The sequence below is a fragment of the Actinomadura parmotrematis genome, assembly GCF_019458805.1.
GTDB classification, from domain to species: domain Bacteria; phylum Actinomycetota; class Actinomycetes; order Streptosporangiales; family Streptosporangiaceae; genus Spirillospora; species Spirillospora parmotrematis.
The window spans coordinates 51,983-64,880 of the sequence record NZ_JAIBOA010000001.1 but is presented as its reverse complement, the minus strand read 5'-3'; the positions used below and the strand labels follow the sequence as shown (position 1 = coordinate 64,880).

Genomic DNA, 12,898 nt, shown 5'->3' with positions numbered 1-12,898 from the left:
GGTCGTCATACCACTCCCCTGCGCCAGTATGGAGCATGCCGGGCCGGTCCGGGGGGAAGATCACGTATACCGAACCGGAATGGCCGAGATGATCCGTCAAAGGGCGATTCCGTGCAGCAGCGTGGCGACGACCTGCTCGGGCCAGTCCGCGGGCAGCACCTCTTCGGCGGTCTTCAGCGTCGCCGCCCCGACCAGCAGCGTGACGACGACGTCGAGGTCGAGGTCCGGCCGGAACTCGCCGCGCTCGACCCAGCGCCGCAGCACGCCGCGCATCAGCTCGCGGCGCGGCTCGATGACGTCGTGCTGGTAGCGCTCGTAGAGCGCGGGGAACTTCTCCGCGCCGCCGACCACGTTGTGGAAGCAGCGGCCGTGCGGCCCGTTCCGCCCGGCCGCCAGCGCGCGGACCAGCTCCAGCAGGTCGGCGCGGGCCGAGTGGCCGGGCGGCTCGGGCAGCGGATCCTTGCCGTAGGCGAGGGCGCTGACGATCAGCGCCTCCTTGTTGGCCCACCGGCGGTAGATCGTGGTCTTGCCGACGCCCGCCCGCGCGGCCACCGCCTCGATCGAGACGCCGGCCACGCCGGACTCCTCGCCGAGCAGGTCGAGGGTGGCCTCCAGGATCGCCTTCTCGGCGCGCTCGCTGCGCGGGCGTCCGGGCGGGCGGGCTGTCGTCTGCGTCATGTCTCGCTCACCTTGTCACACGTCCGCCGTCACCTCGGCGGGCCGTTCGGCGGCCGCCGGCGCGGGCTTCGGGCGGCCGGGCAACCATTTCAGCACGACGAGGGCGCCGGCGAACGCCACCACGGCCGAGATGAGGGCGGCGAGGTGCATCCCGTGGACGAACGCCCCGTCGGCGGGCCCGACGAGGCCCCGCCCGGCCGCGCCGAGCCGGTCGGCGACCGCGTGCGCCCCGGTGATGGACTGCCCGGCGGCCTCGCGCGCACCGGCGGGCAGCGCGGCGAGGTGGTCGTGCATCCGGTCGCGATAGGACGAGCCGACGATGGAGCCGAGGACGGCGACGCCCATGGCCGTGGCGACCTGCCGGGCGGTGTTGTTGATCGCCGAGCCGGCGCCCGCCTTCTCGCGCGGCAGCGCCGACATCACCGACTCGGTGACCGGCGGCATGACGTTGGCCATGCCGGCGCCCTGGACGAAGAACACCGCGCCGACGAACCAGAGCGAGGTGTCCGCGTCCACCTCGTGGAATCCGAAGAGCGCGGCGGCGACGAGCAGCAGCCCGGCGGTGCAGACGGCCTTGGCGCCAAAGCGCCGCACGAACCCCGCGCTGAGCGGGGAGAAGGCGAGCTGGGCGACGGCGAACGGCAGCATCATCGCGCCCGACTCCAGCGCCGACATGTCCCGCACCGACTGCAGGTAGAAGCCGGAGAAGAAGAACACGCCCGCGGCGGCGAAGAAGCAGAGCGCGATGGCGGCGACGGCCGCGGCGAGGCGCGGGTCGCGGAACAGCTTGACGTCGAAGGCGGGGTCGGGGGTGCGGGCCTCGTGCCAGGCGAACAGCGCGAGCATCGCGACGCCGCCCGCGATCGGGCCGAGCACCGCCGGGTGCAGCCAGTCGGAGCGGTCGCCGCCCTGGATGATGCCGTAGGACAGCCCGACGAGGCCGATCACCGACAGCAGCACGCCGAGCGGGTCGAGGCCGCCGGGGGCGGGGTTGCGCGACTCGGGCACGAGGACGGCCATCAGCGCGATGCTCACCACGACGATCGGCACGTTGATGAGGAACACCGACCCCCACCAGAAGTGCGCGAGGAGCAGGCCGCCGGTGACCGGGCCGATCGCGACGGCGAGGCCGACGGCGCCCGCCCAGATGCCGATGGCGCGCCCGCGCTCGGCGGGCTCGAAGACGTTGGTGATGATGGACAGGGTCTGCGGCATCACCGCGGCGCCGCCGAGCCCCATCAGGGCGCGCGCCCAGATGAGCTGGTCGGGCGACTGGGCGTAGGCCGAGGCGAGCGAGCCGAGGCCGAAGACCACCATGCCGGCGACGAGCACGCGCCGGCGGCCGAAGCGGTCGCCGAGGACGCCGAAGGTGAACAGCAGCCCGGCGAAGACCAGCGTGTAGGAGTTGATCGACCACTCCAGCTGGCCCTGCGTGGCGCCGAGGCCCTGGCGCGGGTCGGCGATGGTCTTGAGGGCGACGTTGAGGATGGTGTTGTCGAGCACGACCACCAGCAGGCTGAGGGTCAGCACGCCGAGGATGATCCAGCGGCGCTTCTGGATGCTCTGCGGGTCCAAGGAAGACCTTCCGGGAGGGAGCGGATCCGATACGAGAACGTACCGTATCGACGGTACGCCGTCCCGCACCGATACGCAACCGTATCGTTTCGTTCGGAGCGCGGGCCGCGGAATGACCGGGGTATCCGAATCGTTCAGGAAGTGGCACGATCGTTGGGGTCTGGGTACGCCACCGTGGCGCCTCAAGACGTCGGAGGTTCCTCATGTCTTCTTCCGCAGCGTCCGCACAGCCGACCGCCCTGTACGGCGGCAAGGGCGGCCGCAGGGTCACCGTCCGTGACATCGCCGCCGCCAAGGAGCGGCACGAGAAGTGGCCGATGCTGACCGCCTACGACGCCCTCACCGCGCGGGTGTTCGACGAGGCCGGCATCCCGGTCCTGCTCGTCGGGGACTCGGCCGCGATGGTCGTCTACGGGTACGACTCCACGATCCCGGTCACCGTCGACGACCTGCTCCCCCTGACGGCCGCCGTGGTGCGCGGCTCGCAGCGCGCGATGGTCGTCGCCGACCTGCCGTTCGGCTCCTACCAGTCGGGCGTCGCCGAGGCGCTCGCGTCGGCCGCCCGGTTCATGAAGGAGGGCGGCGCCCACGCGGTCAAGCTGGAGGGCGGCCGCCGGGTGCTCCCCCAGGTCGAGGCGCTCGTCGCCGCCGGCGTCCCGGTGATGGGCCACCTCGGCCTCACCCCGCAGTCGGTGAACGCCTTCGGCGGCTACCGCGTGCAGGGCCGCGGGCAGGCGGGCGACGAGCTGATGGCCGACGCCAAGGGCCTGGAGGCCGCGGGCGCGTTCGCGGTCGTGCTGGAGTGCGTGCCCGAGGAGCTGGCCGCCAAGGTCACCGCGTCGCTGTCCATCCCGACGATCGGCATCGGCGGCGGCAACCAGACCGACGCGCAGGTGCTGGTCTGGCAGGACATGGCCGGGCTCACCCCGCACACCGCCAAGTTCGTCAAGAAGTTCGCCGACCTGAACACCGTCCTCGGCGACGCGGCCCGCGCCTACGCCGACGAGGTCGTCGGCGGCGCCTTCCCGGCCGCCGAGCACACCTACCGCTGACGATCGCCGCGACGGGCGCCCGCGCGGGTCAGACCCGCGCGGGCGCCCCGCGCTCTCCGGGAGCGCGGTCGCCGGCGGGCGCCGGCGGGGGCTCTCCGTCCCCGCCGTTGCTGCGCAGGGTCTCGACGGCGGCGCCGAGCACGTCGGGACCGGCCACGTTCATGAGCAGCAGGCCGAGGCTCAGCGACTTGTGCTGCGGCGACATCGGGCTGGCCGACAGGGCGTCCACCGCCGTGCGGAGCGCCGCCTGGTCCTCCGCCGAGACGTTCTGCAGCAGCCCGAGGACGTAGGTCGGCAGCGCGAGCGAGACCTCGTCGAACTCCACGCCCTGCATGATCTGCCCGGCCTCGCGGGCGCGGGTCTTGGCCTGCATCCGGTCGACGCCGCGGTCGGCGGCGGCGAGCAGCGAGGTGAGCAGGGTGGACGGGCCGACCGCCACGTCCTCGTCGCCGACCCGGACGGTGAACACCGCGCTGCGGAACACCATCATCGAGCCGAGGCTCGCCACCAGCACCTGCGTCGCGGCGGCGGTCGCCTCGGACTGCACGCCGAACCGCCAGCCGAAGGTGTGCAGCAGCATCAGCGAGCCCGCGCCGGCCGCCGCGTTGATCATCACGTAGGCCCAGGTGCTCGGCACCCGGACCAGCGTCGCCGGCCGGTCCCGGTAGCGGCTGACCAGCTCCGCGACGCCGACCAGGCAGGCGATCGCGACGGTGACGGCGTAGCCGATCATCCGGCGGTCCCGTCCGCCGTCAGGCGGACCGCCTCCTCGGGGCCGTCCTCGACCCGGGCGAGCCCGCGGTCGCGCAGCAGCTCGACGGCGTCGGCGATCTCCAGCAGGCCGAGCCCGGTGCCGTACCGGATCTGGTCGAAGGTCTGCGGGCCGTGCGCGGCGTGCAGCTGGTCGAGGACGCGGCGGCAGGCGTCGGAGGGGTCGGGGCCGAGCGTGCGGCGGGCGCCCTCGGGCGGCGGCTCCCGGCGCGCGAAGCGCGCCGAGCCGGTACCGGCGGCGTCGTCCCTCCCCGACGTGAGGAACGTGCTCCACGGGTCTGCCGAGCGGATCTGCCTCATGTTCACCTGCCCTGTCCCAGCTCGATCATAAGCCGCGTCCGGGTCGGGTGGTATGAAGTCCGCGAATCCCCCGGCACATGCGTTCAGACGCACCGGGAGCGGCGAACGATCCGCTCGGTTCCCCTGTTTTCGGTTCCCTTCTCCCCCGCCCGCCTCAGCGGTCCCCGGCGTCCCCGCCGTCGTCGGCGGCGCCGTCGTCGTCCTCCTGCTCGCCGAGGCTCCAGGGGCGCAGCCGCGGCGACGAGGTCGCCACGACCACCCGGTCGCCCTCGCGCAGCACCGCGCAGGCCCGGTCGTCGTAGGGCAGCAGCCGCCCGTCCCGCACGAGCGCGAGCGCGGGCTGGCGGGTCGCGGTGATCGGCCCGCCGACCTCGCCCGGGTGCACCGGCCGCTCCCGCAGGTCCAGGCCGCTGCCCTGGTCCAGCAGGTCCTCGATGATCTCGCTGACGTGCGGGTGGGTGGTGGACATCCCGAGCATCCGCCCGGCCGCCTCGGAGGAGGTGACGACGTGGTCGGCGCCGCTCTGGCGGACCAGCGGCGCGTTCTCCGACTCGCGCACCGACGCCTGGATGCCCGCCCCCGGGTTCAGCTGGCGCGCGGTCAGCGTGACGAGGACGGCGGTGTCGTCGCGCGCGGTGGCGACGACGACCTGGCGGGCCGTCGGCACGCCCGCCCGCTTCAGCACGGCGCTGCGGGTCGCGTCGCCGACGATGCCGACGAACCCCTTCTCGGCGGCGTCGCCCACCGCCCGCGGGTCGGGGTCGACGACGACGATGAGGTCGTGCCGCACCCCCATGTGCAGGAGCGCCTTCACCGCGCTGCGGCCCTTGGTGCCGTACCCGGCCACCACGTAGTGATCCCGCACCCGGTTCCTCCAGCGGTTCTGGCGCAGCTCGTCGCGGGTGCGCTCGGCCAGCACCTCCAGCGTGGTGCCGACGAGGACGATGAGGAACATCACCCGCAGCGGCGTGATGACGACGATGTTGACCAGCCGCGCCGCCGGGGACACGGGCGTGATGTCGCCGTAGCCGGTGGTCGAGGCGGTCACCGTGGCGTAGTACCAGCAGTCCAGCATCGACAGCGGGCCGCCGGCGCCGTCGCGGTAGCCGCCGCGGCCGGCGTAGACCACCAGCACGATGACGAGCAGCAGCAGGTTCGCCGCGAGCACCCGGCCGAGGACGGCCTGGAACGGGCCGACCCGGCGGCGCGGCAGCAGGACCCGCGGCGGCCGGGCGCCCTGCCTGCGATCGCTCACGGAGGGTGAGCGTAGCAGGACGTGATCACCGCGGCGGCGCGCCGGCTCACACGTCGGTGACGCGCAGCCCCGCGTGCGCCTTGTAGCGCCGGTTGATGGAGATCAGGTTGGCGGTGAGCGCCTCCACCTGGTGGGCGTTGTGCAGCCGCCCGCCGTAGACGCCGCGCATCCCGCCGATCCGCCCGGCGAGGGCCTGCACGGTGTCGGTGGCCTCCCGGTCGTCGCCGAGCACGAGGACGTCCAGCTCCATGGCGTCGACGGCCGGGTCCAGCAGCAGCTTGGCCGACACGTGGTGGAAGGCGGCGACGACGCGGCTGCCGGGGAGCACGGCGGCGGCCTGCTGCGCGGCGCTGCCCTCCTCGACCGGCAGCGCGAACGCGCCCTTGCCCTTCTCGAAGCCGAGCGGGTTCACGCAGTCCACGACGATCTTGCCGGCGAGCTCGGCGCGCAGCGACTCCAGCGTGGCCTTGTGCCCCTCCCACGGAACGGCGATCACCACGACGTCGGACTCCCCGGCCGCGACCGCGTTCTCGGCGCCGCGCACCGGCAGGCCGGCGTCGGTGGCGCGCAGGTCGTCGGCGGCCTCCTGGGCGCGCTCGGCCTTGCGCGAGCCGATGGCCACCTGGTGGCCGGCGAGCGCGAAGCGGCGGGCGAGGCCCTTGCCCTGGTCGCCGGTACCGCCGAGGATGCCGATGCGCAGGCCGCTCACGTCCGGCAGGTCATAGGGGGTCTTCTGCTGCTGTTCGCTCATACCGCCGAGTGTGCCAGGCGGGCATCCGGCCGAAAGCAGGTGCCCCCGGCGTCCGCTGGGGCACCATGGTGACCCGTGGACGGCGAACAGGTGACGATGCTGCGCGAGGTGCTCGCGACCACCGGATGGCTGGAGCGCACCCGCGAGTTCGCGCGGGCGCTGCGCGTCTCGGCGCGCACGCCGGGCGGGCTGATGCTCGTCGGGACGCCCGCGGAGGAGCCCTGGCACCTGGCCGCGCACCTGGACGACGAGAGCCGCCTCGCGGCCCTGCCCGGCCTCGCCCCGACGCTCGTGCGGTGGGCGCCGCCGCCGGGCGCGCCCGCCCACCTCGCCGTCGGCCTGGAGCGGCTGGAGGCGGCCCGGCGCGGCGAGACGCTGTTCGTCGTCGCCGAGGGCGAGGCGCCCGTCCCGCTGCTGGAGCGGGTGGACGACGCGCGCCGCACCGGCGCGGTGATCCTGTCCCTGGACGGCGGCGACCGCGAGCTGCGCGGCCTCGCGCACGAGGCGCTGTCGGTGCCGGCCGCCGACCCGCTGGTGACCTTCGACGGCGCCCAGCACCTGGTCAGCGCGGCGGCGGCGGACGCCGGGTCCGCCGCCGCGCGGGGCCGCACCGGGCTGCGCGCCCGCCTCGCCAGGGTCCTGGAGACGATCAGCGGGCCCGTGGTGGACTGACGCCGTGGTCGACTGACGCCGGGATCAGTCGTCGTCGTCCTGGGCCCGCCACGCCTCGTTGCGCTGCCGGGCGAGTTCGAGCGCGTTCGCCGCGTCCGCTTCGGAGGCGTAGGGGCCCATCCGGTCCTTGTTCGGGCAGCCGGCGCCGTGCTCGACCTTCTTATGGGTGAGGCAGAACCACCAGTCGCCGTCGTTGTCGCTCATCGTTCCTCCTCTGATCTTCCCGCCGCCCCGGATCGTGCCCCGATCGGGCTGACTAAACTCCTCGGTATGACGACCCACCTCCTGGAGCCCGGACACGTCTCGCCGATGCGCAAGGTCCCGGCGCGCATCCCGCGCCCCGAGTACGTGGGCAAGGCGCGGCCGAGGACGAGCGAGCCGGACGTCAAGGACGCCGACACGATCGCGCGGATGCGGGTGGCCGGGCGGATCGCCGCGCAGGCGCTCCAGGAGGTCGGCCGCAACGTCCGCCCCGGGATCACCACCGACGAGCTGGACGCGATCGGCCACCAGTTCCTCATCGACCACGACGCCTACCCGTCCACGCTCGGGTACCGGGGGTTCCCCAAGTCGCTCTGCAGCTCGCTGAACGAGGTGATCTGCCACGGCATCCCCGACGACACCGTGGTGCGCGACGGCGACATCGTCAACATCGACATCACCGCCTTCGTCGACGGCGTGCACGGCGACACCAACGCCACGTTCCTCGCCGGCGACGTCGACGAGGAGTCGCGGCTGCTGGTGGAGCGGACCCGCGAGGCGACGCTGCGCGGCATCCGCGCGGCCCGCCCCGGCCGCGCGCTGAACGTCGTCGGCCGGGTGATCGAGTCCTACGCCAAGCGGTTCGGGTACGGCGTGGTGCGCGACTTCACCGGCCACGGCATCGGCACCACCTTCCACTCGGGCCTGGTCGTCCCGCACTACGACGACCCGAACGCCACGAAGGTGATCGAGGCGGGCATGACCTTCACCGTCGAGCCGATGCTGACCCTCGGGACCTACGAGTACGACATGTGGGACGACGGCTGGACGGTCGTCACCAAGGACCGCCGGCGCACCGCGCAGTTCGAGCACACCATCCTGGTGACCGATGACGGCCACGAGATCCTGACACTGCCCTAGCCCGTTCGCGGGAACGTCCTCGCCAGAGTCTTCGTCGCAGAGTCACCCCGATCCCCCCGCCGGGAGTACGCCTCGATGAACGTGCCAGCGCCGTACGAGCCCCGCGTCCCCTCCGACAGCATGCCGCCGGGCCGGGCCGCGATCAGCGTGACGTGGGCCGCGCTGCCGTTCCTCAGCCTGGGCTTCGCGACGCCGTTCACGTTCGCGGCCGCGGCCCTCTGGCGCCGGTCGGCGCACCTGCTGGTGTCCGCGGCCGTCTACATCGGCCTGTTCGCGCTGCTGATGACGGTGCTGCCGGACGTGCGCGCCGGCGACCGCTCGCAGACCACCGCGGGCGTGCTGATGTTCCTGCTCGCGATCGGCGGGTCGGCGCACGCGTTCGTCGTCCGCCGCCGGGTGTTCGACCCCCACGGCCTCGCCGGCATCGGCAACGACGCGGTGGTGGAGCGGGTGCGGCAGCAGCGGCTGCTCCGGCAGAAGGCGCGGGCGCTCGCCGCGGGCGACCCCGGCCTCGCCCGCGAGCTGCGCATCGGGCGCCCCGACCTGCCCCGCCAGTACAGGGACGGCGGCCTGGTCGACGTCAACCACGCGCCCGCCGAGGCGCTCATGACGCTGCCGGGCATCACGGCCGAGCTCGCCGAGCGGATCGAGCGGGTGCGCGCCGAGACGGGCGGGTTCGTGTCCGCCGAGGAGCTGTCGGCGGTCGCCGGGCTGCCGCCCGCGATCACCGGCGACGTCGCCGACTACGCCGTCTTCATCCGCTGACCGCCGCGCCCCGCCCGCGGAACGCGGTGATCGGGCGGGACGTCCAATCCGGACCAACCGCCGCCATCGGCGCGCCGCCCGCGAAAGCGATCATTACCGGGCTAGAGTCCGGGGCGGCGGGCGGCCGCACGGGGACGGCGACCGCGGGTCTGCACTTCGGGGAGCGCACGCGATGATGGGGAAGACGCACGCGATGAGCGGCGCGCTGCTGTGGCTCGGCGCGATGCCGCTGCTCAGCTCGGACCGCCTGCTCGGGACGCACGCCGTCCACCTGGACGCCCAGCAGCTGCTGGCGGGCGGCGTCGTCGCGGCGGGGGCCGCGCTGCTGCCCGACATCGACCACCACAGCGGCCGCATCGCCCAGACCTACGGGCCGATCACGCGGGTGTTCTGCAAGTACGTCGGTAAGCTGTCGGGCGGGCACCGGCACGCCACCCACTCGCTGCTGTTCGCGGCGGCGATGGGCTACGCGATGGACTGGCTCGCCACCCACGCGATCTACGGGTGGTGGGTCGCGCTGTTCGTCATCGTCGGGTTCGGGCTGCGCGGCATCGGCTTCGACTTCGAGGGCCGGGAGCCGCAGTCGGCGATCGCCGACTGCGCGCTCGCGCTGATCGCGGTCTGGCTGATGCACGGCCTGGACATGACGTTCGTCGGGTTCGCGGTGTTCCTCGGCTGCCTCGCGCACATCCTCGGGGACGCGCTCACCCCGCGCGGGGTGCCGGTCCTCTGGCCGGTGCCGTGGCGGGTGGAGATCCCGCTGATCCCGCGCACCGACGGCAAGGTGGAGCGCTGGGTCGTGGTGCCGCTGCTCACCCTCGGCGTCGCGATCCTCGCGGTCCGCTCCGCGCTCGGCGACGTCGGCGCGGAGTGGCTCACCCGCACCTGACCCGGGCGGCGCGGGGCGAGGGGGCGAGATCCCGGGGGCGGTTCCGGGATCCCGCCGTGTACGGCGCTAGAAGCGCACCACCAGGGCGATCCGGTCGTGGTCGACCAGGAACCCGTCGGAGACGAAGGTGACCTCTCCGCCGTACTCCAGGGTGGTCTCGATGATGTCGTCCACCACGTCGTCGACGACGTCGGCGCCGCGCAGCGCGCCGAGCCGCCCGTCCACCGGGATGAGCTCGCCGGTCCCGGTGCGGACGGCGGGCGCGTAGTAGCCGCGCTCGACGACGAGGTGCTCGCCGCGGCCCTCCCCGACGAGCTCGGCGACGCGGCGGACGCCCGCGACGTAGCGCTGGAGCCCGCGGGCCGCCTCCAGCTCGGTGAGCACCGCGACCTCGCGGAGGTCCTCGTAGGCGTCGAGGGCCGGGCGGGCGAGCTCGGCGAGGGTGCTCGCGGGGGCGCCCTCGTAGGCGCCGTCCACCCGGCCGGCGACGGTGACGGCGGGCCCGGCGGCCTCGTCGAAGAACGCCTGGTGCCGGGTGACGCCCGCGACGACGACGGGCCGCCGGTCGCCGGCGAGGACCCCCTCCAGGGCGGACACGGCCTCGCGCATCAGCTTGCGGTGCCGCTCGTCGCCGTGCTGGGCGCCGCGCGGGGACGAGCGGGTGCCGTTCGGCTCGTCGCCGGGTTCGGGCTCGATCGGGAAGCCGTCGGCGGCGTGCTCGGCGAGCTCCTCGCCCTGCCCGTCCCAGAGCCGCACGGCCTGGTCCGACAGCGACAGCAGCCAGTACTTGGTGCTGCGGGTGTAGGCCGCGACGAGGTCGCGGGTGGCGAAGGTGGTGTCCACCACGACGCGCTCGTCGACGGGCTGGGCGACGGTGAACGCGTGGTGCTCGCCGTCGCCGGTGGCGAACAGCACCAGCCCGTCCTCGGCGTGCCGCAGGTCCACCTCGCCGGCGGCCCGCTCCAGGCCGCGCAGCACCTCGTCGGCGGCGGCGTCGGCGACGCCGGGGTCCTGCCGGAGGCGGCGGCGCACCTCGGCGAGCAGGTTCCGCAGCCGGATCTGGTCCTGCTGGTTCTGCGGCGGGCGGCGGTGGGTCGGCATCAGCACCGAGACCGCCGGGAAGGTGCGCGGCTTGCGCAGGTCGGACAGAGTGACGGCGTCCATGATCCCCCGATCGGCGAGCTGTCCCTGCTGTCTCATTTCTAACGAACCGCAGGTAAACGAGGCGTAAGAGGCGATTGATGAACGCGGCGGGTCATGCCGGGACCGCCGGAAATTCAAGATCACGCCGGGTCGGCCGGTCCCGCGTGTGCGGGACCGCCCGCGGTGGGCAGGGACCAGTCGGAGGTGGGCTCGGTGGACAACAGGATCGGCATCGGCGTCCGGGCGGGCGCCGTGGTGCTCGCGGGCGCGCTCGCGCTGGCGGCGTGCGGCGAGGACAGCAGGACGGCGGCGCGGACGGGCGCGAGCGCCTCCGCGACGGCGTCGTCCGGCGCGGCGGGCGGTGCGGCGGCGGGCGCGCCGGTGGCGCAGACCGAGGCGCAGTACGAGAAGGTCGTCAACGAGGTGCTGCCGTCGGTCGTGCAGATCAAGACCGACGAGGGCGAGGGGTCGGGCGTCGTCTACGACGACCAGGGCGACATCGTCACCAACGCGCACGTGGTGGCGGGCGCCAAGCAGATCACGGTGACGGCGGCGAGCGGCGGGCAGGCCCTGGACGCCGAGCTGGTCGGCTCGTTCAACGCCGACGACCTCGCCGTGGTCAAGGTGAGCGGCGCGAACCTGAAGGCCGCGCGGTTCGCGGACTCGGGCAACGCCAAGGTCGGCCAGATGGTGCTGGCGATGGGCAACCCGCTCGGCCTGGCGGGCAGCGTCACCAACGGCATCGTGTCGGCGCTGAACCGGACGGTGTCCACCCAGCGCGAGGGCGCCTTCCCGGGCGCCACCATCGGCAACGCGATCCAGACGAGCGCGGCGATCAACCCCGGCAACAGCGGCGGCGCGCTGGTGGACATGAGCGGGCAGGTGCTCGGCATCCCGACGGCCGCCGCGTCCGACCCGCAGATGGGCGGCGCCGCCGTCGGCATCGGCTTCGCCACCCCGAGCAACACGGTGAAGTCGATCGTGCCGCAGCTCATCAAGGACGGGAAGGTCAGCAACACCGGCCGCGCCGCGCTCGGCGTGACGGTGCGCACCATCATCGACCAGAGCGGTGAGGAGACCTCGGTCGGCGTCGTGTCGGTCACCAGGGGCGGCCCGGCGGACGCGGCGGGCATCAAGGCCGGCGACATGATCGTGTCGGTGAACGGGACGCGGACGCCCAGCCAGACCGAGCTCGCCGAGGTGCTCGCGCAGCTCAGCCCGGGCGACACCGCCAAGGTCGAGATCAAGGACACCGGCGGCGCGACGAGGACCGTGGACGTCAAGCTCGGCGAGCTGCCCGGAAGCTGACCCGGCCCGGCCCGGCCCGCTCCGGCCGGGCGTTCAGCGGGCGCGCAGGCCGTCCAGCAGGACGGTGGTGAGCGCGTCGCCCGCGCGGACGCCCGGCCGGCAGACGACCGCGCTCAGCACGGCGACGGCGTCGGCGGGCGCGAGGTCGGCGCGGAGCGCGCCCGCGGCCTGCGCGGCCCCGACCATCCGCAGCATCAGCGTGTCCACCTCGCCCTGGAGCTCCTCGCGCTCGGGCGGCGCGGGCACCGTCTCGGCCAGGGCCTTGATGAGGGCGAGCGGCCGCCCGGCGCAGTGCGCGACGAAGCCCTCGACCGCCGCCCAGGGCGGGCCGCCGGCGTCCAGCAGGGCGCGCGCGGCGTCCCGCAGGTCCACCAGCCCGGCCACGGAGATCTCCTCCAGCAGCGCGCCGCGATCGGGGAAGTGCCGGTACAGGGTGCCGACGCCGAGGCCGGCGGCGCGGGCGATCTCCTCCATGGGCACCTCGGGGCCGCGCTCGGCGACGAGCGCGAGCGCGGCGGCGGTGATGCGGTCGCGGTTGCGGCGCGCGTCGGCGCGCATGGCGCCCCCTATCCGGAATCGGCGGTTCACGTTAGTCTAGCCGCACGGAACCGGAAGAT

The 12,898-nt window shown here is 74.1% G+C and carries 15 protein-coding genes; 6 read left to right on the top strand and 9 right to left on the bottom strand.

The window, feature by feature from the left end; translation table 11 throughout:
• Positions 1-96: 96 nt before the first annotated feature.
• Positions 97-678, bottom strand: coding sequence for a TetR/AcrR family transcriptional regulator (locus K1Y72_RS00295; RefSeq protein WP_220162049.1), 582 nt, complete (start codon positions 676-678; stop codon positions 97-99).
• Positions 679-693: 15 nt separating this feature from the next.
• A complete protein-coding gene (locus K1Y72_RS00290; protein WP_220162047.1) occupies positions 694-2,253 on the bottom strand; it encodes an MFS transporter in 1,560 nt (519 codons plus the stop codon).
• Between the two features lie 203 nt (positions 2,254-2,456).
• On the opposite strand from K1Y72_RS00290, the gene panB reads away from it, so the two are divergent.
• Positions 2,457-3,305 (top strand): 3-methyl-2-oxobutanoate hydroxymethyltransferase, encoded by an 849-nt coding sequence (gene panB / locus K1Y72_RS00285; protein WP_220162045.1) that lies wholly within the window; start codon positions 2,457-2,459, stop codon positions 3,303-3,305.
• Positions 3,306-3,333: 28 nt separating this feature from the next.
• On the opposite strand, the gene K1Y72_RS00280 is transcribed toward panB, so the two are convergent.
• The 4 genes from K1Y72_RS00280 to npdG all read right to left on the bottom strand — a co-directional run bounded on the left by K1Y72_RS00280 (position 3,334) and on the right by npdG (position 6,382).
• Positions 3,334-4,038 (bottom strand): hypothetical protein, encoded by a 705-nt coding sequence (locus K1Y72_RS00280; RefSeq protein WP_220162043.1) that lies wholly within the window; start codon positions 4,036-4,038, stop codon positions 3,334-3,336.
• Positions 4,035-4,376 carry a hypothetical protein gene (locus tag K1Y72_RS00275; protein WP_220162041.1) on the bottom strand — a complete coding sequence of 114 codons (342 nt, stop codon included), beginning with the start codon at positions 4,374-4,376 and terminating at the stop codon, positions 4,035-4,037. Before K1Y72_RS00275 ends, K1Y72_RS00280 begins: the two co-directional genes overlap by 4 nt.
• Before the next feature lie 154 nt (positions 4,377-4,530).
• Positions 4,531-5,631 carry a potassium channel family protein gene (locus K1Y72_RS00270; RefSeq protein ID WP_220162039.1) on the bottom strand — a complete coding sequence of 367 codons (1,101 nt, stop codon included), beginning with the start codon at positions 5,629-5,631 and terminating at the stop codon, positions 4,531-4,533.
• 46 nt (positions 5,632-5,677) lie between these two features.
• Positions 5,678-6,382: an NADPH-dependent F420 reductase gene (npdG, locus tag K1Y72_RS00265; protein WP_220162037.1), complete on the bottom strand. Its 705-nt coding sequence runs from the start codon at positions 6,380-6,382 to the stop codon at positions 5,678-5,680.
• Between the two features lie 75 nt (positions 6,383-6,457).
• Between npdG and K1Y72_RS00260 the strand changes: the two genes are divergently transcribed.
• Positions 6,458-7,054 carry a hypothetical protein gene (locus K1Y72_RS00260; protein ID WP_220162034.1) on the top strand — a complete coding sequence of 199 codons (597 nt, stop codon included), beginning with the start codon at positions 6,458-6,460 and terminating at the stop codon, positions 7,052-7,054.
• 24 nt (positions 7,055-7,078) lie between these two features.
• Here the strand turns inward: K1Y72_RS00260 and K1Y72_RS00255 are convergent, their stop codons facing one another.
• The gene (locus K1Y72_RS00255; RefSeq protein ID WP_220162032.1) at positions 7,079-7,258 is read right to left on the bottom strand and encodes a hypothetical protein; all 180 of its coding nucleotides are present in this window, start codon (positions 7,256-7,258) and stop codon (positions 7,079-7,081) included.
• Positions 7,259-7,324: 66 nt separating this feature from the next.
• On the opposite strand from K1Y72_RS00255, the gene map reads away from it, so the two are divergent.
• From map to K1Y72_RS00240, 3 genes are all read left to right on the top strand, one after another.
• The gene (map, locus tag K1Y72_RS00250; protein ID WP_220162030.1) at positions 7,325-8,176 is read left to right on the top strand and encodes a type I methionyl aminopeptidase; all 852 of its coding nucleotides are present in this window, start codon (positions 7,325-7,327) and stop codon (positions 8,174-8,176) included.
• A 75-nt stretch (positions 8,177-8,251) separates the two neighbouring features.
• Positions 8,252-8,941, top strand: a complete 690-nt coding sequence (locus K1Y72_RS00245; RefSeq protein ID WP_220162028.1) for a ComEA family DNA-binding protein — start codon at positions 8,252-8,254, stop codon at positions 8,939-8,941.
• 172 nt (positions 8,942-9,113) lie between these two features.
• Entirely contained in the window at positions 9,114-9,830 is a 717-nt protein-coding gene (locus tag K1Y72_RS00240) for a metal-dependent hydrolase (RefSeq protein ID WP_220162026.1), read from the top strand.
• Positions 9,831-9,896: 66 nt separating this feature from the next.
• Here the strand turns inward: K1Y72_RS00240 and K1Y72_RS00235 are convergent, their stop codons facing one another.
• Entirely contained in the window at positions 9,897-11,030 is a 1,134-nt protein-coding gene (locus K1Y72_RS00235; protein ID WP_258571722.1) for a baeRF3 domain-containing protein, read from the bottom strand.
• Positions 11,031-11,186: 156 nt separating this feature from the next.
• On the opposite strand from K1Y72_RS00235, the gene K1Y72_RS00230 reads away from it, so the two are divergent.
• Positions 11,187-12,281 carry a S1C family serine protease gene (locus K1Y72_RS00230; protein WP_308286817.1) on the top strand — a complete coding sequence of 365 codons (1,095 nt, stop codon included), beginning with the start codon at positions 11,187-11,189 and terminating at the stop codon, positions 12,279-12,281.
• A gap of 33 nt (positions 12,282-12,314) precedes the next feature.
• Here the strand turns inward: K1Y72_RS00230 and K1Y72_RS00225 are convergent, their stop codons facing one another.
• Positions 12,315-12,839: a TetR/AcrR family transcriptional regulator gene (locus tag K1Y72_RS00225; RefSeq protein ID WP_220162022.1), complete on the bottom strand. Its 525-nt coding sequence runs from the start codon at positions 12,837-12,839 to the stop codon at positions 12,315-12,317.
• Between the last annotated feature and the right edge of the window lie 59 nt (positions 12,840-12,898).